This is a genomic window from Shewanella sp. SM73, assembly GCF_025653795.1.
GTDB lineage: Bacteria > Pseudomonadota > Gammaproteobacteria > Enterobacterales > Shewanellaceae > Shewanella > Shewanella oncorhynchi.
In genome coordinates this window covers 65318-86782 of sequence record NZ_JAKKRY010000019.1, presented here as the reverse complement: position 1 = coordinate 86782, position 21465 = coordinate 65318, and the positions used below count along the sequence as shown (strand labels likewise).

Annotated in this window: 18 protein-coding genes; 1 reads left to right on the top strand and 17 read right to left on the bottom strand. The window is 48.1% G+C overall.

Annotated elements, in window-relative coordinates; all coding sequences use genetic code 11:
• Positions 1-140: 140 nt before the first annotated feature.
• From ftsZ to mraZ, 14 genes are all read right to left on the bottom strand, one after another.
• Positions 141-1328: a cell division protein FtsZ gene (gene ftsZ, locus L5M51_RS20380; protein ID WP_106648312.1), complete on the bottom strand. Its 1188-nt coding sequence runs from the start codon at positions 1326-1328 to the stop codon at positions 141-143.
• A 33-nt stretch (positions 1329-1361) separates the two neighbouring features.
• Entirely contained in the window at positions 1362-2597 is a 1236-nt protein-coding gene (gene ftsA, locus L5M51_RS20375) for a cell division protein FtsA (protein ID WP_006079897.1), read from the bottom strand.
• Entirely contained in the window at positions 2578-3327 is a 750-nt protein-coding gene (locus tag L5M51_RS20370; RefSeq protein ID WP_168826587.1) for a cell division protein FtsQ/DivIB, read from the bottom strand. The genes ftsA and L5M51_RS20370 overlap by 20 nt, the downstream gene beginning before the upstream one ends.
• Before the next feature lie 151 nt (positions 3328-3478).
• Entirely contained in the window at positions 3479-4945 is a 1467-nt protein-coding gene (gene murC, locus L5M51_RS20365; RefSeq protein ID WP_105251197.1) for a UDP-N-acetylmuramate--L-alanine ligase, read from the bottom strand.
• A 2-nt stretch (positions 4946-4947) separates the two neighbouring features.
• Complete coding sequence (gene murG, locus L5M51_RS20360) at positions 4948-6036, bottom strand: undecaprenyldiphospho-muramoylpentapeptide beta-N-acetylglucosaminyltransferase (protein WP_263174372.1); 1089 nt, start codon at positions 6034-6036, stop codon at positions 4948-4950.
• On the bottom strand, positions 6036-7247 hold the full coding sequence (ftsW, locus tag L5M51_RS20355; RefSeq protein ID WP_113941076.1) for a cell division protein FtsW: 1212 nt from the start codon (positions 7245-7247) through the stop codon (positions 6036-6038). The genes murG and ftsW overlap by 1 nt, the downstream gene beginning before the upstream one ends.
• The gene (murD, locus tag L5M51_RS20350) at positions 7237-8556 is read right to left on the bottom strand and encodes a UDP-N-acetylmuramoyl-L-alanine--D-glutamate ligase (protein WP_263174368.1); all 1320 of its coding nucleotides are present in this window, start codon (positions 8554-8556) and stop codon (positions 7237-7239) included. Before murD ends, ftsW begins: the two co-directional genes overlap by 11 nt.
• Positions 8557-8562: 6 nt before the next feature.
• The gene (mraY, locus tag L5M51_RS20345; protein WP_263174367.1) at positions 8563-9645 is read right to left on the bottom strand and encodes a phospho-N-acetylmuramoyl-pentapeptide-transferase; all 1083 of its coding nucleotides are present in this window, start codon (positions 9643-9645) and stop codon (positions 8563-8565) included.
• Positions 9646-11028 carry a UDP-N-acetylmuramoyl-tripeptide--D-alanyl-D-alanine ligase gene (locus L5M51_RS20340; protein ID WP_263174364.1) on the bottom strand — a complete coding sequence of 461 codons (1383 nt, stop codon included), beginning with the start codon at positions 11026-11028 and terminating at the stop codon, positions 9646-9648.
• Positions 11029-11104: 76 nt separating this feature from the next.
• Positions 11105-12607, bottom strand: coding sequence for a UDP-N-acetylmuramoyl-L-alanyl-D-glutamate--2,6-diaminopimelate ligase (gene murE / locus L5M51_RS20335; protein WP_263174361.1), 1503 nt, complete (start codon positions 12605-12607; stop codon positions 11105-11107).
• Positions 12604-14358, bottom strand: coding sequence for a penicillin-binding transpeptidase domain-containing protein (locus L5M51_RS20330; protein ID WP_105251191.1), 1755 nt, complete (start codon positions 14356-14358; stop codon positions 12604-12606). The genes murE and L5M51_RS20330 overlap by 4 nt, the downstream gene beginning before the upstream one ends.
• A gap of 13 nt (positions 14359-14371) precedes the next feature.
• Positions 14372-14686, bottom strand: a complete 315-nt coding sequence (gene ftsL / locus L5M51_RS20325; protein WP_105251190.1) for a cell division protein FtsL — start codon at positions 14684-14686, stop codon at positions 14372-14374.
• 10 nt (positions 14687-14696) lie between these two features.
• Positions 14697-15638 carry a 16S rRNA (cytosine(1402)-N(4))-methyltransferase RsmH gene (gene rsmH / locus L5M51_RS20320; protein ID WP_105251189.1) on the bottom strand — a complete coding sequence of 314 codons (942 nt, stop codon included), beginning with the start codon at positions 15636-15638 and terminating at the stop codon, positions 14697-14699.
• Positions 15639-15669: 31 nt separating this feature from the next.
• Complete coding sequence (gene mraZ, locus L5M51_RS20315) at positions 15670-16128, bottom strand: division/cell wall cluster transcriptional repressor MraZ (RefSeq protein WP_263174359.1); 459 nt, start codon at positions 16126-16128, stop codon at positions 15670-15672.
• Positions 16129-16791: 663 nt separating this feature from the next.
• Here mraZ and L5M51_RS20310 point away from each other — a divergent pair.
• Positions 16792-17127 carry a hypothetical protein gene (locus L5M51_RS20310; protein ID WP_168826581.1) on the top strand — a complete coding sequence of 112 codons (336 nt, stop codon included), beginning with the start codon at positions 16792-16794 and terminating at the stop codon, positions 17125-17127.
• A 171-nt stretch (positions 17128-17298) separates the two neighbouring features.
• Here the strand turns inward: L5M51_RS20310 and glpK are convergent, their stop codons facing one another.
• From glpK to leuD, 3 genes are all read right to left on the bottom strand, one after another.
• Complete coding sequence (gene glpK / locus L5M51_RS20305; protein WP_263174358.1) at positions 17299-18783, bottom strand: glycerol kinase GlpK; 1485 nt, start codon at positions 18781-18783, stop codon at positions 17299-17301.
• A gap of 193 nt (positions 18784-18976) precedes the next feature.
• Complete coding sequence (locus tag L5M51_RS20300) at positions 18977-20326, bottom strand: outer membrane protein transport protein (RefSeq protein ID WP_263164963.1); 1350 nt, start codon at positions 20324-20326, stop codon at positions 18977-18979.
• A gap of 526 nt (positions 20327-20852) precedes the next feature.
• Positions 20853-21458 (bottom strand): 3-isopropylmalate dehydratase small subunit, encoded by a 606-nt coding sequence (gene leuD / locus L5M51_RS20295; RefSeq protein WP_263174357.1) that lies wholly within the window; start codon positions 21456-21458, stop codon positions 20853-20855.
• Positions 21459-21465: the final 7 nt, after the last annotated feature.

Below are 21465 nucleotides of genomic sequence, written 5' to 3'. Positions count from 1 at the left end.
TACACTCAGCGTCGGCAAATCGAGCCGCACTGGTTCAACATAATAACATAACTTTATTATGTCACACAAATGCAGCTATGTTGTGGTATTGCCCAAAACGAACAACACCTCACATATTACGCTGGACTCAAACGCTCTCGCTAGTCGGCTTGCTTACGCAAAAATGCTGGAATATCAAGATAATCCAATTCATGCTTTGTCGATGGTGCAGGCGTAGGAGCTGGCTGCGGAGCCGCTGGCAACACGTTGCCTTTTGGCGCTGCATAGTTCACATGTGCAGCTTCTTCGACATAGGCTTCGACTTTTGGTTCAACAACTACAGGCTCTGGACGAGGTGCAGGTTTAGAAACCAATTGGATATCAGGACGCTTTTCAGCACCGATACCAGTCGCAACAACCGTTACACGCAGCTCATCACTCATTTCTGGGTCGATGACAGCACCAACAACCACAGTCGCGTTGTCAGAGGCGTAAGCCTTAACGTGATTACCGACAGTTTCGAATTCTTCGATACTCATGTCCATACCCGCAGTAATGTTCACTAACACACCACGCGCACCGGCTAAGTCGATGTCTTCTAATAATGGGCTGGCAACAGCAGCTTCGGCCGCTTCTTCAGCACGGTCTTCACCGCGAGCGACGCCTGTACCCATCATGGCATTACCCATTTCAGACATCACAGTCTTCACGTCGGCGAAGTCGACGTTAATCAGACCTGGACGAGTGATAAGCTCGGCAATACCTTGTACCGCGCCAAGTAACACATTATTCGCTGCTGCAAACGCATCGAGTAAAGAAGTACCACGGCCCAATACTTTTAATAATTTTTCGTTCGGGATCGTGATTAACGAATCCACGTGCTTAGCCAGCTCGGCAATGCCTTGCTCAGCGTAAGCCATACGTTTTTTCCCTTCGAATGGGAAAGGCTTAGTCACAACCGCAACGGTGAGAATACCTTCTTCGCGTGCGATTTGAGCCACAACAGGTGCAGCACCTGTACCTGTACCACCGCCCATACCGGCAGCGATAAAGATCATGTCAGAACCTTTGATTGCCGCGCGAATGTTTTCGCGGTCTTCTTCAGCTGCAGCACGACCCACATCTGGGTTTGCCCCTGCTCCAAGACCTTTAGTGACATCGCGTCCTAATTGAATTGTTGAGCCAGCGCCTGATTTTCTCAGGGCCTGAGCGTCTGTATTGGTAACGATAAACTCAACACCTTCAATGTTGTGTTTGACCATATGTTCGACAGCGTTACCACCGCCGCCGCCAACGCCGATGACTTTAATCACCGCGTCGTCTGAGTGAGTATCCATGATCTCAAACATTGTCTGATCTCCGTGTTGCCTGCGTTATGAAAATTAAAATTCGCCCTTAAACCAGCTTTGGACCCGATTCCAAGCGCTAGTTACCCCTTGGCGCTCAGGACGTTCGAACTGACGTTCGATCACCCGTCGTGCGCCGTAATGAAGCAGTCCGACTCCTGTGGAGTAAATAGACTGGTCCACGTATTCATATAAACCTTTGATCGGTAGCGGTGACGCTACGCGAACTGGCATGCCAAAAGTCGCTTCCGCAATATCGACCACACCTTGAATCGACGCTGTGCCACCAGTGAGCACAATACCTGCGGCGATTTGATCTTCTAAACCACTGTCTTTCAACTCTTTGAGCACAAGCTCAAACAGCTCTTGGTATCTTGGTTCTACTACTTCGGCGAGCGTGTGACGTGACATGCTACGCGATGGACGACCACCTACCGATGGCACTTCAATACTGTCTTCGCGGCTCACCATAGAACTGCGAGCACAGGCGAACTGCACTTTAATTTGTTCAGCATGTGACGACGGCGTGCGGAAAATCTTCGCAATGTCGTTCGTCACTTGGTTACCTGCAACCGGTACAACCGCACAATGACGCAAAGCGCCATTGGTATATACCGCAATATCTGTAGTGCCACCGCCGATATCGACGATACACACACCTAAATCTTTCTCATCGAAGGTCAACACAGCATCGGCTGAGGCAATCCCCGAGAACACTAAGTCGTCAACCTTAAGGCCACAACGCTCAACGCTCTTAGTAATATTCTTCGCCATATCATTGGCGCAGGTCACTATGTGCACCTTGGCCTCCATACGCATACCGGACATACCGATTGGGCTGCGAATACCGTCTTGAACGTCGATTGCATATTCCTGCGGCAGCACGTGTAAAATGCGACGTTCGGTCGGGATCTTCACCGAGCGAGCCGTATGGATCACGTTATCAACATCTTCCTGTGTCACTTCTTCATCGTTGATCGATACCATGCCGTTTTCATTTTGGCAGGCGATGTGTTTACCCGAAATACTCAAGTAAACCGATGACACTTGGCAATCCGCCATTAATTCCGCTTGATCGAGCGCACGTTGCACACTGCGAACTATTGAATCTAAATCGTTCACGCCACCTTTATCCATGCCCCTTGAGGGATGGTTACCAAGGCCGACTATGCTGATTTCACCATCGGGCAGAACTTCGCCTATGATCACTGCGACCTTAGAGGTTCCTATGTCCAATCCGACGATAAGGTTTCTATCTTGGTTTTTGATCATTAATTATCGGCTCTCTTGTTTGTGCATCGCCCCAGCCTACGGCCAACCCTGTGTCGTAGCGCAAATCTACTCTGGCAACGGATTTCTCTTGTTTCGCCAAAACCGGATAAACAGTAATAAATCGTTGTATCCGTGCAATTTTATCTTCTCGACCCAAATCTAAAACGATACCGTTTCCAAGGGTCGCGTGCCACGCATGTCGTGGCGTTAAATTCAAACTGGCTAAGGTAAAGCCATTAATCTTTAGTAGGGAGTTGATCTGTGCATAGACAGTCAACACCTCAAGGCCCATATCATTTGGTCCAGATAACTGCGGTAAATGCTCAAGCTCTGGGTGCGATGGCGCTTCGAATACTTCTCCATGCACGTTCAACCACAAGTCACCATTCCAATGGGCTGCGGGTTGCTGCTCTTGCAAATACACCCTGAGTTTCGCTGGCCACTCACGCCTTACCGATGCGCGATATACCCAAGGCAAGGCTTCTAGTGCCTGCTGCACTAAGGTAATGTCAGCACTAAAAAAACTGCGTTGCATTAAATGCTGTAGTGCTACTTGTATATCTTTATCTGTGGTGTAAACCCGCTCACCTTTGATGGCAACGGCCTCAATCGGCAAGTTGCTGGCATCATTCAAAAATTTATGTAACTGATAGCCACCAAATACAAAACTGGCTACGATGAAGAATAAAAAGCCAGCCCCGCTCCACTGATACCAATTAAACCGTGACATTCTTGCCCGCCAGTGCCGCCTCTTATCACTCCAAGACACGCTTCATCCCACCTTTAACGACACCCATTAAAAACCACAGAAAACCGGCCATTATATAGACCAAAATCCTTTGGTCAAAATTTCCTTTTTCTCGCAGATCAAGCGCTAAAGATCAGCTTGCTTGCGCAGGTAATTCCACCACAGCAAACCCTAATCCAGACGACGCTAACTGTCGTGACAGGGCGCCAATATTACCCGCACCTTGGGTGAGTAATAAATCCCCGTCCTGCAATACATCGGGCAACACTTCTGCAAGCAGATCTGGGCTTGCAATAAAGATCGGATCTAGCTGACCACGCAAGCGAATTGAGCGGCATAATGCTCGACCATCCGCACCTGTGATAGGCGCTTCACCCGCACTATAAATATCGAGTAACAATAAGCAATCCACTTGTGATAACACTTCCACAAAATCCTCATACAAATCACGGGTACGAGTGTATCTGTGCGGCTGATACGCCATGACCAAACGTCTATCAGGCCATCCTGCACGCGCAGCTTTAATGGTCGCCGCAACTTCGCTGGGATGATGACCATAATCATCCACTAACATAACTTCGCCCTTCGGCGTGGCAAATTTGCCTAAATGCTGGAAACGACGCCCTATACCTTGGAACTCCACTAAAGCCTGAGTAATAGCGTTATCGTCGATTTCATCTTCAGTCGCCACCGCAATGGCCGCTAACGCATTGAGCACATTATGTTGGCCCGGTAAATTCAACACCAGATCGAGATCTTCTTTAGCTTTACGTCTGACAGTAAAACGGCACTGATGACCTTGCTGGCTAAAATTAAGTGCTTGCACGTCCGCATCGTCACTGAAACCATAGGTCACGTGTTTACGGCCAATACGCGGCAGAATCTCACGCACGACGGCATCATCAATGCACACCACAGCGACACCGTAGAACGGCAAGTTGTGCAGAAAATCCACAAAAGTCGATTTCAGTTTTTCAAAATCACCGCCATAAGTATCCATATGATCGGCTTCGATGTTAGTCACCACACTGACCATAGGCTGCAAATGCAAAAAGCTCGCATCACTCTCATCGGCTTCGGCAATCAAATAACGGCTGGTACCTAATCTGGCATTGGTACCGGCACTGTTAAGCAAGCCACCAATCACAAAGGTTGGGTCCCGCCCAGCTTGACCATAAACGCTGGCGATAAGACTCGTTGTCGTGGTTTTACCATGAGTGCCCGCAATCGCCACACCATGTCGATAACGCATCAACTCGGCTAACATCTCAGCACGACGCACAATAGGAATACGTAATTCTTTAGCGGCAAGGATTTCTGGATTTTCCAGATTAATCGCGGTTGATATAACGACCACATCCACTTGCTGCACGTTTTCAGCGGCATGACCAATTTGGATCTTGGCTCCGAGTAAACACAATCTGTCGGTCACGGCATTTTGCGCAATATCCGAACCACTCACCTGATAGCCTTCGTTCACTAACACTTCGGCGATCCCGCCCATGCCCGCGCCGCCAATGCCGACGAAGTGAATACGCTTAATACGGCGCATTTCTGGGATCATGCTTCTCAGTTGTGCGTATCTTTCTGTCTTAGTCATGCTTATCCTTTCTCAGCAAGGCTGATGCACACTGCGGCAACTTGTTCAGTCGCATCCAGTACCGCAACGTCTCTCGCTCTTTGGCCCATACGGGCTAATTCTGTTCTGTCATTGGCGAGCAACTGTAATTTGTTCGCCAGTTTATTCACGTCCAAGATGGCCTGTGGCAATAGGAAAGCTGCGCCAGCCTCAACCAATACTTGAGCGTTACGGGTTTGATGATCATCCACTGCATGGGGATAAGGTACCAGAATACTCGGTAGCCCCACCGCCGCTAACTCAGACACAGTCAAGGCGCCAGCTCGGCACAATACCACATCAGCCCAGCGATAGGCGGCTTCCATATCGTCGATAAACTCAGCGATATTCACGCCACCATCTTGTCCTTGTTGCTGATATGCCGCCTTCACGCCCGTAAGATTATCTTTACCCACTTGATGCCAAACCGTCACTGACTGCTGCTGACTCAGTATCGCGACAGCTTCTGGCATAAGATCGTTAAATACTTTGGCGCCAAGACTGCCACCGACCACGAGCACTTTTAAAGCTTTATCAGCCTCAGGCTGAGGTTCTGCGCCTAAGGCAATCAGTTCTTGGCGAATCGGATTACCAACGACCTTGGCCTTCACTGTGGTAAAGGTATTTTTAAAGGCGCATAACACTTGCGTCGCAATCCGCGACAACAACTTGTTTGTCATCCCTGGGATGGCATTTTGTTCATGTAGTACCAATGGAATACCGGCTAATCTTGCCGCAACACCACCTGGACCACTGGCGAATCCGCCCATGCCAAGGACCACATCGGGTTTAAACTCAGCAATCACGGCCTTAGCCTGCAATATTGAACGCACCACTTTAAAGGGCGCCGCGAGTTTTCGGATCAAACCATTACCGCGCACACCTTTGATATCGATGAAATCAATATCAAATCCATACTGAGGCACTAAACGCGCCTCCATACGATCGGCCGTGCCTAACCAACGCACTTGCCAACCCTGTTGAGCTAAATACTTAGCCACCGCGAGTGCCGGGAACACATGTCCTCCCGTACCACCCGCCATGACTAAAATACGTTTTCCTGTTGGAGTCATCACTTCAATCTCCCTTGCACGGCCTGAACTAATGTCATGCGCCGCTCGTAATCAATGCGCAGCAACATCATGGCTGCCGCAGTCATGACCCATAAACTACTACCACCGTAACTGATAAAAGGTAATGTCAGCCCTTTGGTTGGCAACATGCCGATACTCGCGCCGACATTCACCACAGTCTGGAAACAAATCCAAATACCGATGGCATAACCTAAATAACCTTCAAATGGCTTATCCATGGCTAAACACAAATTACCTAAACGAATCGATCTCAGCGCCACAAATAGCAGCACAGATAACACAGCGATAATGCCGATAAAGCCCAATTCTTCCCCGATCACGGCAAAGATAAAGTCAGTGTGCGCTTCGGGTAAATATTCTAGTTTTTGAATACTATTTCCGAGCCCTTGGCCGAACCAATCACCTCGACCATAGGCCATCAAAGATTGAGTCAACTGGTAACCGCTACCGAAGGGATCTTGCCAAGGATCCATAAAGGAGGTCACTCGGCGGATACGATACGGTTCCAATAGCACTAGGGCCACAAACGCCAATACGCCCGCAAAAATCAAGGCAAAGAAATCGAGTAACCGCGCACCGGCTAAAAACAATAGACCAACCGTTCCCACAAATAGCACCACCACAGTACCTAAGTCGGGCTGCATCAAAATCAGCACAGCGTAAATCGCAAATACTGCAATCGGCTTATAGAAGCCTTTAGCATTCTCACGCACTTCCTGATGACGCCTCACTAAGTAACCCGCCATATAGATGGCGAAGGCAAATTTAGCGACTTCCGCCACCTGGATGCGAATAGGGCCTATGGATAACCAACGCGTTGCACCGTTTACCGTAGTGCCAACCACCAATACAGCCAACAACATCAAACCCACAATCAACAACAACATGGGGCTCCAGCGCTGCCAAGTCTGCATCTCTACTCTTAGCACAAATGCCGCAATGAATAAGCAACCCACTAAATAACCCACATGGCGAGTCATAAAATAAAATGGGTTCCCCGTGAGCGTTTGCGCTTCAGGCATAGAGGCTGACATCACCATTACAAAGCCGAAGCTAATCAAAGACAACACAGCCGCGAGCAAAGCACGGTCGTACAATTGCACGCCCGGGACTTCGGTATCACGTTGCCAATTGGGAATTGCTAAACGCAAACGCCCAAATAGGCTAAGTTGTCTTGCATCACTCGCCATTAAGTTGTCCCACGAGGTTTCTAAAATCATCACCTCGAGCCATGAAGTTACTGTACATATCTAAACTGGCGCAGGCTGGCGATAATAAAACGATATCACCAGAGGTGGCCAATTCAGCGGCTTTCGCTACCGCAGCAGCCATAGTGTCGACTCTTATCGAGCCGTCTTTCAATGCAGCAATCTTTTTACCATCGCGGCCTAAGGTGATGAGGTGTGTGACTTTAGCTAAAGCCACAGCTAAAGGCTTAAAATCAGCCCCTTTACCGTCACCGCCAGCAATCAAAATAATATCGCCTAAGTGGTCACTCAAGCCATCGAGTGCGGCGACTGTGGCACCGACATTTGTCGCTTTAGAGTCATTGACATAGGTCACGCCATTCTTAACACCAACCACTTCACAGCGATGGGATAAGCCAGTAAAAGTACGCGCCACTTTTGCCATAACGTGCTTGTCGATACCCACGACATCCACAAGCGCCATCGCAGCAAGTAGGTTGGCATGGTTATGACTGCCAATCAGCGAGACTTCAGTGATCGGCATTATTTCGCTGCTGCCGTGATAAATCTTGCTGTCGCTGATGCCCCATTCGTCCGCTTCTGGCGCCGCTAAACCAAAACTGTTTTGGTTCATTGGTTCTGGCGGTACGGTCAGTTTATCGTCACGATTAAAGAGTACGGCACGGGTTTGTTTGTATAAGCGAAATTTAGCCTCGCGGTAGGCATCGATGTCACTGTATCTGTCCATGTGGTCTTCGCTGATATTCAAACAGGTCGCCACCACACACTTAAGACTGTGGGTGGTTTCCAATTGAAAGCTCGACAACTCAAGCACAAATAAGTCCGCATTTTCATGCAGCAAATCCAGCGCAGGTACACCGATATTACCTCCGACGGCAACGGCAATACCCGCTTCCCTTGCCATCTCGCCCACCAACGTAGTGACGGTCGATTTACCGTTAGAGCCAGTAATGCCAATCACACAAGGTTTACGGTCAGCAATCTCACGGGCAAATAGCTCAACATCACCAATCACTTCGATACCCATATCCACAGCGGCACGTACCTCTGGGGTATAAGTGGCAATGCCTGGACTGATAATGATCTGCGTCGCTTGCACAAGATAACGGCAATCGAATCCGCCAGAAATCAGCTTCACATCAGGAAAAGACGTCGCTAACGTTTCGGCGCCCGGAGGCTGCCGACGACTGTCCATCACCAATGGCGTAATGCCCTTTCCACACAAATAGCGCACCACGGACAAGCCCGTGGCCCCCAAACCTAACACTATGTGTGAATACTGATTTTGCATAACCAATTACCTTAACTTCAACGTGGCTAAGCCAAGTAAGACGAGGAATATCGAGATAATCCAAAAACGCACTATCACTCGAGGTTCAGGCCAACCTTTTAACTCATAGTGATGGTGTATCGGCGCCATGCGGAAAATACGCTGGCCGCGTAACTTGTACGAACCCACCTGCAGGATCACCGACAGGGTTTCCATCACGAACACGCCGCCCATAATCACTAACAAAATCTCTTGGCGAACGAGCACTGCAATTGTGCCCAGTGCAGCACCTAATGACAGAGAACCCACATCGCCCATGAAGACTTGCGCAGGGTAAGTGTTGAACCACAAAAAGCCCAGACCCGCACCGACAATGGCGGTACAGACAATCACAAGCTCACCAGAACCGGGTAAATGCGGGATATGTAAGTAATTCGCAAACTGAGCGTGACCCGACAAATAAGCAATCAATGCAAACGCCGCCGCGACCATTACCGTCGGCATAATCGCCAAACCATCGAGACCATCGGTTAAGTTCACCGCATTACTCGAACCCACTATCGTGAAGTACGCCAATACGATAAATACGGCGCCGAGTTGCGGCATCACGTCTTTAAAGAAAGGCACCACTAATTGGGTTTCGCCTGGATTGGCCGCTGTGGCATACAGAAAAAAAGCAATAAGCAGCGCAGCCAAAGATTGCAGAATGTACTTCCAGCGCGCGATCAAACCTTTAGTGTCTTTACGCACCACTTTGCGGTAATCGTCGATAAAGCCGATCAAACCGAAACTGCCGAGCACAAACAGCATGACCCACACATAGCGGCTACCGAGATCGCCCCACAGCAACACGCTGATGAAAATAGCAGCCAATATCAGCAAGCCACCCATAGTCGGCGTGCCACGCTTACTAAAATGTGATTCTGGACCATCGTTACGCACAACCTGACCAATTTGCAGTATTTGCAAACGTTCAATCAGTTTAGGGCCAAACCATAAGCTAAAAACCAATGCAGTCAATAAGCCTAAAATGGCTCGAAATGTTACATAGGAAAACACGTTAAACCCGGTATGAAAACGGGTTAAATACTCGGCCAGATATACCAGCATTTACACTAACTCCCCACGCCCGAAGGCTACTGTTAGGCCATCCACGACCCGCTCCATGGCGGCGCTACGTGAACCTTTAACGAGAACCGTTACCTGTCCCGGCAACTGGTTTATATGCTTTATAAGTTTTTCTACTAACGTCGCCACACTGTCATAGTGCTCCGCACCGAAAGCTTGGCTCGTGTGCTGACTTAAAGTTCCGGTACAAAACAAGGCATCAATCCCCTGTTGCTTGGCCAGTTGCCCTAGTTCAGCGTGTAAAAGGGGCGCATTGTCGCCTAATTCTCCTAAATCTCCCAGTACCAGACAGCGATTTTCAGAAATTTCCTTTAACCAAGCGATCGCAGCGCCAACGGACACAGGATTTGCGTTATAGCTATCGTCGATTAGACGCACGCGTCCCAATTGACTCGGCTGCATACGTCCTTTCACTGGCGTTAATTGGCTCAAGCCTTCAGATATTTCAGTCAAACTCAATCCCAAAGCAATACAAACACTTGCAGCGGCGAGAGCATTACTCACCTGATGACGACCCGCCAACGGCAATACCACTTGGCAAGATTCACCTAAATAATTGAGCATAAAACGATAGCAACCATCCGCATTAGTCTTATGGCCTGTCGCTATCACGTCGATATGACGTTTAGCGGCGCCATCTTGCTGGGAGAAGCTCAGTTGCTTATAAGGTCTTGCCTTAACGCTCATAAAATCAGCGAAGGCATCATCGGCGTTGATGATGGCAGTGCCATCGGCCTGCAGATGATTAAAAATCTCTGACTTCGCCTGTGCGACACCTGCTTGTGATCCAAATCCTTCTAAATGGGCGCTGCCGACGTTATTCACCAGCGCGACGTTTGGACGCACAAGTCCCGAGGTGTAATCGATTTCACCTTTATGGTTAGCGCCGAGCTCGAATATCCCAAACTCATCCGCTGGCGTTAAACGCAGCAAAGTGAGCGGCACACCAATCTCATTATTAAAATTGCCAGCGGTATAGAGGATTTGATGCTTTGCCGACAGAATGGTCGCGATCATTTCCTTCACGCTGGTTTTGCCGTTTGAGCCAGTCAAAGCAACACAAATCGGATTGATCTGGTCACGAACATAAGCACCAATCGCACCCATGGCCTTTTGACAATCAGCCACAATGAGCTGCGGGACATCAAAAGCTAATTCACGCTCAACCATTAACGCCGCGGCGCCGTTCGCAATAGCTGTTGCGGCAAAATCATGGCCGTCAAAGCGCTCACCCTTTAAGGCAACAAACAGGGTTGCAGCGCCGATTTTGCGGCTATCACTGCTTAAATCTTGGATGGTGACGTCGTCACCGACTCGATGCACGCCTAAGTGTTGACTTAGAGTCTCGAGAGAAAGAGGGATCATCTTGATTGCTCCAATGACCGGTGTGCCAATACACATCCATCATAATGTTGACTTAGGGTCCCGAGAGAAAGAGGGATCATCTTGATTGCTCCGCTAACAGGCGTGCCAGGGCGCGTTCATCATAGTCATGACGCACACCTGCCGCCTCTTGGTAAGTTTCGTGGCCTTTGCCCGCAAGCAAGATCACATCGCCAGGTTTAGCCAATGCCACAACCTCTTTAATTGCTGCGATACGGTCAACCTGAGTCAATGCCTGCTGAGGGTGGGTTAGCCCTTGGATAATATCGGTAATAATTTGCGCGGGGTCTTCACTGCGCGCATTGTCGCTGGTCACCATAATGCGGTCAGCATATTGCTCTGCTGCTTGGCCCATCAAAGGACGCTTGCCCTTATCACGGTCGCCACCACAGCCAAATACGCACCATAAATCACCGGCACAATGGCGACGTAGCGCGTTTAACGCTTGTTCAATCGCATCGGGTGTATGGGCATAATCGACCACTAAGGTGATGTTATCCGCTGTAGTGAAACGCTCCATACGACCTGCAACGGGCGTTAAATATTGCACCTGCTCGGCTAACGCTTTCATATCAAAACCTTGCAGATACAAGGCCGATAACGCCGCGAGTAAATTAGAGAGATTAAAGGCACCAAGAAGTGGCGAGTGGATTTGAGTCTCGCCCTCGGGCCACACTAAGGTTGCACTGACACCTTGATCGTCAAACTTGGCATTTTTGGTATAAAAAGCCTCACCTTGATGACCTTCAATGCTAAAACCCCAAATCTGCGCAGGCACAGGCTTAAGCTCAGTCAACCAAGACACGCCAACTGCATCGTCGAGATTCAATAAACCGTGACCTAACGTGCTGAAACGAAATAGGCTTTGTTTAGCGGCGGCATAGCTTTCCATATCGCCGTGGTAATCGAGGTGATCGCGAGTCAGATTAGTGAACACGGCAACATCAAATGGTACTGCGTCGACGCGGCCTTGCACTAAGCCGTGACTCGACACTTCCATGGCGCAGACACTCGCGCCTTGGGCTTCAAACTCATGCAACTGACGCATTAAGGTAATCGCATCAGCTGTGGTGTTACCACTATCAACAAGCTCGCCCCAGAGACCATTGCCAAGGGTGCCCATGACGGCGGCTTTGCGCCCCAATGAAGTCACCAGTTGTGCAATGAGTTGACTCGTAGAGGTTTTACCGTTAGTTCCGGTAATGCCGATAACCCCAAGGGATGGCATAACGGCAGACTTGTGCGCTAAGGGATAACGCTGGGCGGCAATTGCCGATACCTGACGACTTAACTGAAAGAAATAAATCTGTACACCGTGCTCGGCATTATCGCCCAGCAACACTTTGCCATGTTGGTCAGCATCATCCGTGTGAACTAATACGCCTGCTGCACCTAAATCTAAGGCTTTTTCAATAAACTGTCTGCCATCGACTTTATGTCCTGGCAGCGCCAAAAACACATCGCCGCGACGTATTGCGCGGCTATCTAAGGTCAGATCATTGAAGGACTGCGCGCCAGCATAATGTAGCCAAGGCGCTAGCAAATCCCGTAATAACATCATTCTGCTCTCCCAGCGGCGATTCCCGCCAATTGCACTTGTTCTTTATCGGTAATGGGTTCAACGTTTAACATTTGCAGTGCGCCAGACATGACTTTGGCAAATGCAGGCCCCGCCACTGAACCACCATAATAGAGATCGCCCTTAGGCTCGTTCACTACCACCACTATCGCTAATCTAGGATTATTCGCAGGAGCAACACCCGCAAATAAAGCAACATAATCATCACCATAGCCACCAGCAACTGCCTTACGACTTGTGCCAGACTTACCTGCAACTGGATAACCGTCGATGTGCGCTAAAGTACCAGTGCCACCTTTTTCCGTTACGCCGACTAGCATTTGCATCACATCGTGGGCCACATTTTCAGAAATGACTCGCTCACCGACAGGTGGCTTTTTCAGTTTCATTATCGAGACAGGGAACAAAGTGCCGCCATTGCCTAAGGTGGCGTACATGCGCGCGAGTTGAAGTGTTGTTGCTGTTAAGCCGTAACCAAACGACAAGGTGGCACGTTCAAAGTCTGACCAACGGTGGCGATCTTGAATCAAGCCAGCGCTTTCACCCGTGAGGTTAATTCCCGAAAAACTACCAAGTCCCATGGATTGATAAGTGCCGAGCAGTTGCTGCACCGGAATAGACAAAGCCAATTTACTGATGCCGACGTTACTGGATTTAGCCAAAATACGCGCCAAACTCATATCGCCATAGTTAGCGGGGTCACGTACTTGGCGACCACCTAAACGCATCCAACCCGGTGAAGTGGCAATAATATCGGTCGATTTAACTGTGCCAGCTTCAAGCGCTGCGGCTACCACAAATGGCTTAATGGTCGAACCCGGCTCAAAGGTATCTGTCATAGCACGGTTACGCATTCTGAAGGTTTGCAGATTGTCGCGCGCATTGGGGTTATACGAAGGCGTATTCACCATAGCCAAGACTTCACCCGTGTGAATGTCGAGGACGACAATCGACCCCGAAGTCGCTTGGTTCATCTCAGTGGTGCGTTTTAATTCGCGATAGGCTAATTGTTGGATCCTATGATCGATACTCAGCACGAGATCGTTAGGGCTCTCACCTTCCTGCACTATATCGAGACGCTCGACGACATGACCATCACGTGACTTACGCACTTTTTGTTTGGAAGGCGTACCTGTTAACCAACTATTATAAGCATTTTCAACACCTTCAATCCCAACATCATCTATATTAGTGATGCCGATTAACTGAGCTGTGATTTCACCACCAGGATAATAACGGCGAGATTCAGACTTTAGAAATACACCGGGTAATTTAAGCTGAGTAATATAGTCCGCAACCGCAGGGGTAATTTGGCGTTTCAAGTAGGTGAAGCGTTTGGTAGGGTTACTGCGCACTCGCTCTAACAAATCCTCGAGGGGCTCATGCAACACATCTGCTAAGGCTTGCCAGCGGCGCATATCGGCAAAACCATTACTATCATTGACTTGTTTTGGATCGGCCCAGACGGCTCGTACAGGTACGCTCACGGCCAACATGTCGCCATTACGGTCGGTGATCAAGCCACGCTGCACTTCACGACTTGTTGTCCGCAATGTTCGCATGTCACTTTCGTGACGTAATTTGTCGGGCTCGATAATTTGAATGTAAGCTGCGCGTCCCACTAGGCTGCAAAACAACGCACACACAAACCCGACCACTACGTATAAACGCCAGTGGATCAATTGAGGTTTTTGCGGTTTGCTTACCCGTTTGATTTTCGCTTGCCTAGTCATATCTTCCCTATACTCACGGCACCTTTACCACAACTTCTTCGCTGGGTAACGGACGACTCATGTTGAGTTCCTTAGAGGCAATACGCGTAATACGACTGTGCTCAGTCTGCGATTGCTCTTCTAATAATAAATTGCGCCACTCAATATCTAATCTATCTCGCTCCTGCAGTAACTGGTCCCACTGGGTTGTCAGTTGACGGCTAACATGACTGCCATAGACCACGGCAACCGCATTACTCAGCACAAGCAAGGCTAATAACAAGATCCATTTGTGCAGCCATAAATCATGTAAAACGATCCGTGGCAGATTAATCGAGGGCTTACTCACAGTGCGCCCCTTAGTAATCTAAACGCTCGGCAATGCGTAACACTGAGCTGCGAGCTCTGGCATTGCGTTCGATTTCTTCGTCGGATGGCATAATCGCCTTGCCCACGGCACGTAACTTACGCGACTTGTTAATTTGATCTTCAGTAACCGGAAAACCGTGCGGTACACTTTCGCCTTGGCTATGACGACGAATAAAACGCTTCACGATACGATCTTCTAAAGAATGAAAACTGATGACCGACAAGCGTCCTTGGGGAGCAAGCACATTGACGGCTCCTTCAAGTGCCTGATCAATTTGATCTAATTCACTATTGATATAAATGCGGATCGCTTGAAACACCCGAGTCGCAGGGTGCTTATTGCGTTCTTTATTTTTAGTGATACGCGCAATTAAATCGGCTAAATCTTTGGTACGTAAAAACGGCGTTTTCTCACGGTCGGCAGCGATGCAGCGGGCGATATGACGGGCATTTTTCTCTTCGCCGTAGGTTTTAAATACCCAAGCCATATCTTCAATTTCGGCACGAGCCAACCATTGCGCAGCCGTTTGGCCTTGGCTGTTATCCATACGCATATCGAGTGGACCATCGCGCAAAAAACTAAAACCGCGTTCAGCATCGTCTAGCTGGGGTGAAGACACACCTAAATCGAGTAATACGCCATCAATTTTGCCCACAAGCCCAAGCTCTTCGACGTAATCGGCTAATTGACCAAAGCCGCCATGCACGATTTGAAAGCGTGGATCGTCAGCAAATTGTTTGGCCGCTTCAATCGCTTGAGGATCACGATCGATGGCGATCAATCGACCATGTTCACCGAGTTGTTGTAATACTTGTCTTGAATGACCACCGCGGCCGAACGTGCCATCGATATAGATGCCATCGTCTTTGATGTTTAAACCGCCAACCGTTTCTGCTAGCAGTACGGATAAATGGGCAAATTCTTGACTCATTACTCTCTTCTTATTTAGTTATCACGACTCGTTAAAGTGAAAAATCCGCGAGGCGCTCATTATTAACGAGATCCTCACTTCGAATCGTTTCCTGACATTCATCAATTTGCTGCAGCCAAGATTGCTCATCCCACAGCTCAAATTTATTCAATTGCCCCACCAGCATGATGCGCTTATCTAAATTGGCATATTGCCTTAACGGTGGCGGCAGTAATATGCGCCCATTACCGTCGAGCTCCACTTCGTGGGCGTAGCCGAGTAACAGGCGTTTTAAGGATCTCTGGGTTTTATCGGTATCTGAAAGCTTCAACAACTTAGCTTCGATCAATTCCCATTCGTGAATGGGATACAAGAGTAAACAGGCGGATTGGATATCGACGGTAATCACGATGCGGCCTTGGTGCTCAAGCTGCAAAGGTTCGCGGTATCGCACTGGAATAGCGATCCGTCCCTTTGTATCTAAGTTGATAGCACTGGCTCCACGAAACACGCTAATTCATCCTATCCTTTGATTTTTGATCCACAAATATCCACTATTTCCCACAACTGCTAAGTTTAGGGACAGTCGACAAGCATTGTCAAGGGATGGGATCCTTTTATAAATCCAGTCGGCAAGCGGGTTAGCCGCATGTTGAGCACTTAACCGCGCGACAAACTTTTGACAAGAAAAACCATTAGAGATTGACTAAACAGAGGAAACAACAGGAATAAATAGCGCCGATATATTCAGCAACCTTTTGCTTTCAGGTGCTTGCGATGAAAAAAATGGGGAATTATTTCTGTCTTTGTGGGATTTTACGGGTCGAGAAATAACGTCAAACTCAAAAACGCAACAAAACAAACTTACGTCCATCCTTATTCGACAGTCAAAAAAGAGTTGAAATCAGCATAAAAATCTAAATTTTTATTCCAAATAAAGACGTTCATCTTTTTACTAATGGCTGAATATTAATGTCGCGATTGCGAGAAAGATCAAAAATCCCACGTAAAATCCACCAAAAGAACCACTTTATCCCTACACATTCACCTTATACCCGCACTAGCTACCTAATGACTCGCCCTATTCGCCTTAACAAGTTAAACGGCGTATAGTCTAAATATTGACCGACTTCAGCCGATATCATATTAAGAGGTGTAATAACAAGGAGGCGTTATGAGTGGATTGGATAGCATTTATGCCATGCTGGCACAGCCAGTAAAAGCCGTGTTTCACCCTAAACGGGTTGTTGACCAAGTCAGCAGTGCAAGCGCAAATGCCCCCGATAGCCATGAAACACCGCAGTCGCAGTTACCTCCAGCGTTAGAAAGCCGCAATACTAAAGTCAGGGAAAGACGCAAAGAATCAGATAACAATAAAAATAAGAAACGCCGTGCATCGGATGAAACCGAAACGCTAAAACTAAAAGAAGGTGTCGTACTTGAAGTGACCGATGATTCCGCAGAAATCAAGAAGCCACCGAGCCAACATATCATTGATGTAGAAGTATAAATCCGTACTGATATAAAACGGAAAAGGCGCAATCCCATTGGATTAGCGCCTTTTTATTAGCCTCTTTTTAGCAGCACTATCGAGCATGCCTGAAATCAGGCCAGATTTCGAATCATGCGATACCTCAAATTAAGTTTTATCTCAAACCAATGCCGCCTCAAGGCGTATTGTTTAAGTTCGAGTTCTGGCCACCGCGTCCTGCCAACCTGTGTATAGCTGTACTCGAGTTTGGGCATCGATATTAGGGATAAAATGCTTATCGATACAGGCTTTGTGCTCAAGCTCTATCACACTCTCCCAAAAGCCCACTGCCAACCCAGCTAAAAATGCCGCACCCAAAGCGGTTGTCTCACAAACGCTTGGCCTTAACACTTCGACATCGGTAATGTCGGCTTGAAATTGCATCAAAAAATCATTAGCGACCGCGCCGCCATCCACCTTTAAACGCTTAAGGCTGACGCCACTGTCTTTGATCATGGCATCGAGTAAATCTTTACTCTGATAAGCGATGGATTCTAACGCCGCCCGAATAATATGATTACGATTCGCCCCGCGCGTCAGACCAAATAGCGCACCACGGGCATTGGGATCCCAATAGGGCGCACCGAGTCCCACAAAAGCGGGCACCAGATACACGCCATTAGTATCGGCGACCTTAGAGGCAAAATACTCGGTATCACTGGCATCACGAATAAGCCCCAGTTCATCTCGCAACCATTGAATGGTCGCACCGCCCATAAAGACTGAACCTTCAAGAGCATAGTTCACTTCACCCTTAGGCCCCACGGCAACTGTAGTCAATAAGCCATGGTTTGAGCGCACCGCTTTTGTCCCTGTATTCATCAACAAAAAACAACCAGTACCGTAGGTATTCTTCGCCATGCCGGGCTCGACACATAGCTGACCAAAAAGCGCAGCCTGTTGATCGCCCGCCATTCCTGCAATTTGGATTTCACTGCCTTCGCCAGCAATCCGTGTTGTACCATACACGCTGCAGGAAGGTTTAACGTCAGGCAACATAGACAAGGGAATATCTAAGGCTTCGAGTAACTTATTATCCCAAGTCAGGCTATGGATATTGAATAGTAGAGTGCGGGCAGCATTGGTGGGATCGGTAACATGCACCTTGCCCTCGGTTAACTTCCACACGAGCCAAGTATCGATAGTGCCGAACAACAACTCACCACGCTCGGCTTGCTCACGGGCATTGGGCACATTATCTAGAATCCATTTGATCTTAGTGCCTGAAAAATAAGGGTCGAGTAATAAACCGGTATTCTCACGCACATATTCTTCTAACCCTTGAGCTTTGAGTTGCTCACAAATCTCAGCGCTGCGACGGCACTGCCACACAATCGCGTTATAAATAGGTTTACCTGTGGCCTTCTCCCATATAACAGTGGTTTCCCGCTGATTGGTAATGCCAATGGCCGCCACTTCATCGCTGTGAATACCCGCACGCGCCAATACTTCAATTAACACTGAACTTTGGCTTGCCCAAATCTCCATGGGATCATGCTCGACCCAACCCGGATTAGGGTACAACTGGGTAAATTCCCGCTGGGACACGCTGACAATGTTTGCGTCGTGATCGAACACTATCGCCCTTGAGCTGGTCGTGCCTTGATCTAATGCCACCACGTATTTTTTCTGCACGCTACTATCCTATCTGAACTCTCCGCCGCCTTTTTATGCTAGGGAGAATTAACATGATCCACCGACTTATGCAGTGAATATATTAGGAATTTACCGCCGTGACCAGCAAGCAAGCCGTAAAACAAGATAACGCCACCATGCTATAGCCATAAAAAAGCCCTGAAGATTCAGGGCTTTTTTTAACATACTGAACTTACATCTTGTAGCTCATTTGGATACCCGCAAGCCATACATCGCCGCTTGCTTCGCCGTTAAAGTTAACAGTCGCGAGGTTCAATAGGTTTTGCTGTTCGTTGATTGGCGCATCGCCAGTCGCTTTAATATAAGTCACAGCAAAATCAACGTTCAGGTTCTTAGTTGCCTGATAACCTGCGCCCACAGAGAACCACAGACGGTCAGAGTCTGGAATTGTGGTTGTGCGCCACTCGTCATTTGCCGCCGTTTTATCTAAAGCAACACCGGCACGCACTAACCAGTCGTTATTCACTTGATAAGTCGTCCCTAGCGCGAAGCGCCAGTTATCTTCGAAGTGCTCTTCTTTAACTAAATCAGACTCTAAACCGCCCTTAGGTTTAACTTCACCAGGGAAATAAGCCACTAGTTGATCGAATACACTCCAATCGGTCCAGTTTACACTCGCATGCATGGCCCAGTTATCGGTCAATTGGTGATGGGAAGCTATCTCTGCAAAAGCGGGCAATTCAAGCGGTAAATAACCTTCAATGGACACATCTTGGCCGCCAGTGTACAGAACACCAGACGCATGGCCATCTAAGTCCAGTTGCACGCCGCTGTGATAAGCAAAACCTAAACGGTGAGCAGGATTAATTTGCCAGCTTGCACCTAACTGCCAGCCGTAACCCACATCATCACCCTTCATGCTTTTCAGCTCAGTGCCACCTGGAGGTAACATAGCCTGCACAGGAGCCGGCAGAGCAGGTTTGATACCATCAACCCAACCTGGTAATGAGGCACCAATTTCGCCTTCACCATAAACGATCCGTACACCAGCACCGACGCTGACAGCATCATTGATGCGATAAGCGATGTTTGGATTAAATTCAACGGTCGTAACCGAAGTCTTATTACCAAAAATAGCCGCTGCGTGGGTCGCGGGTAATTCAGTGGCTAGACCATAATTAGAGTTTACCGCTAGGCCCCAAGTCCATTGATCATTTAGCTGATTTGAATAATAAAAATTTGGCACGAGTGCGTCATCAGCCACATCCAGTGCGTCGCCACCTTTCATAACAACAGGATTTGGACCAATTAACGGTGAGCTAAGGCTCACATCACCAGTCACATCGACGTTTGGCATAACGTAAATGCCACCCGCGGACAACTGGCGTCCTTCTAAATAAGTGAGCATTGCAGGATTTCGACCTTGAGCCGAAGCGTTATCCGCCATAGCGGCTTCACCCGCAAAGGCGCGACCTAAACCTGTAGCAGAGTATTCCGCAAGTTGAAAACCCGCGGCATGGAGTTGAGTCGTTGAACTTAACAAGGCTGCAGTTACAGCCAAAGTCAGAAGACGTTTTTGCATTGTTATTCTCTAATCATATTATTGTTATCTGTACTACTTAGATGAGTACTGCGGCGTTCAGGCAAAATAGAGCAAACACTCCATATTGAATGCGCAGCAGTTTACTTATGCAGAAGATGTTTGCAACCAAAGGAGATAAAACAGACAAAAACTCTAAAGAAATACAAATTTAAAACAGATTTAGTGACACACATCACCATTCAAACAAAAACCAACCTTTAAACACTCAAAAATCATTCACGACAGTCGTGAGATTCAAATTATGAACCCAACAAATACCAATATTAAACAATAAGATAAAAAATTAAAACTTTGGAACACCTGTAAATCATTTAAACTCGACAAATACAGCATAAATCACTGCAGAGAATAAAATTTTCTAGTATCAAAACGACAATAAAAATTTATGCTTTAAAATACAATTAATTAAATTAAGAGTGTTTTGAGATTTAAAACAAAAACGCCTAGGTATTAACCTAGGCGCATAAATATAGACTCAACACGAGTACAAATGTGCGCTGAAAGTTTAGCGGCGCCAACTTTGGATTTGAGTTTCGTACTGACTGATTTGCGCAGCATGGGACAAGGTCAGCCCAATAGCATCTAACCCATTGAGTAACTTATGTCTCGCCGACTCTGCCAGCGTAAAACTAAACTCAGCACCTGACGGTGCAATCACTTTACAGCTGGTGAGATCAACCGTGATTTGCGCGCCTTCTTCTGCCGCCACTTCGTCCATCAACTGACGCACCTGCGCATGGGTTAACGCCACAGGCAATAGGCCATTATTGATTGAGTTGCCGTAAAAAATATCGGCAAAACTCGGCGCTATAATGGCGCGCAAACCAAAGTCCGCCAGCGCCCAAGGCGCATGTTCGCGGCTTGAACCACAACCAAAGTTTTCCTGCGACAAAAGAATTGAAGCGCCTTTATAACGAGGCTGGTTCAATGAAAACTCAGGATTAGGCACATCGCCCGCATCATCTAAATAACGCCAGTCATGAAATAAGTGCACGCCAAAACCATCGCGCGTCACCTTAGACAAAAACTGTTTCGGAATGATCTGATCCGTATCGATATTGGTGCTGTCGATCATGACCGCAAGCCCGGTATGGGTCGTAAAAGGTTGCATTAACTTC

What these genes read in the sequence shown, in the direction of transcription:
- rsmH (WP_105251189.1), bottom strand. Translation starts at nt 15,638, where the DNA reads ATGAGTCAAGAATTTGCCCATTTATCCGTACTGCTAGCAGAAACGGTT.
- leuD (WP_263174357.1), bottom strand. Translation starts at nt 21,458, where the DNA reads ATGCAACCTTTTACGACCCATACCGGGCTTGCGGTCATGATCGACAGC.
- murG (WP_263174372.1), bottom strand. Translation starts at nt 6,036, where the DNA reads ATGACTCCAACAGGAAAACGTATTTTAGTCATGGCGGGTGGTACGGGA.
- L5M51_RS20310 (WP_168826581.1), top strand. Translation starts at nt 16,792, where the DNA reads ATGAGTGGATTGGATAGCATTTATGCCATGCTGGCACAGCCAGTAAAA.
- murC (WP_105251197.1), bottom strand. Translation starts at nt 4,945, where the DNA reads ATGACTAAGACAGAAAGATACGCACAACTGAGAAGCATGATCCCAGAA.
- L5M51_RS20330 (WP_105251191.1), bottom strand. Translation starts at nt 14,358, where the DNA reads ATGACTAGGCAAGCGAAAATCAAACGGGTAAGCAAACCGCAAAAACCT.
- murD (WP_263174368.1), bottom strand. Translation starts at nt 8,556, where the DNA reads ATGCAAAATCAGTATTCACACATAGTGTTAGGTTTGGGGGCCACGGGC.
- L5M51_RS20340 (WP_263174364.1), bottom strand. Translation starts at nt 11,028, where the DNA reads ATGATCCCTCTTTCTCTCGAGACTCTAAGTCAACACTTAGGCGTGCAT.
- ftsZ (WP_106648312.1), bottom strand. Translation starts at nt 1,328, where the DNA reads ATGTTTGAGATCATGGATACTCACTCAGACGACGCGGTGATTAAAGTC.
- murE (WP_263174361.1), bottom strand. Translation starts at nt 12,607, where the DNA reads ATGATGTTATTACGGGATTTGCTAGCGCCTTGGCTACATTATGCTGGC.
- ftsW (WP_113941076.1), bottom strand. Translation starts at nt 7,247, where the DNA reads ATGGCGAGTGATGCAAGACAACTTAGCCTATTTGGGCGTTTGCGTTTA.
- L5M51_RS20370 (WP_168826587.1), bottom strand. Translation starts at nt 3,327, where the DNA reads ATGTCACGGTTTAATTGGTATCAGTGGAGCGGGGCTGGCTTTTTATTC.
- mraY (WP_263174367.1), bottom strand. Translation starts at nt 9,645, where the DNA reads ATGCTGGTATATCTGGCCGAGTATTTAACCCGTTTTCATACCGGGTTT.
- L5M51_RS20300 (WP_263164963.1), bottom strand. Translation starts at nt 20,326, where the DNA reads ATGCAAAAACGTCTTCTGACTTTGGCTGTAACTGCAGCCTTGTTAAGT.
- ftsA (WP_006079897.1), bottom strand. Translation starts at nt 2,597, where the DNA reads ATGATCAAAAACCAAGATAGAAACCTTATCGTCGGATTGGACATAGGA.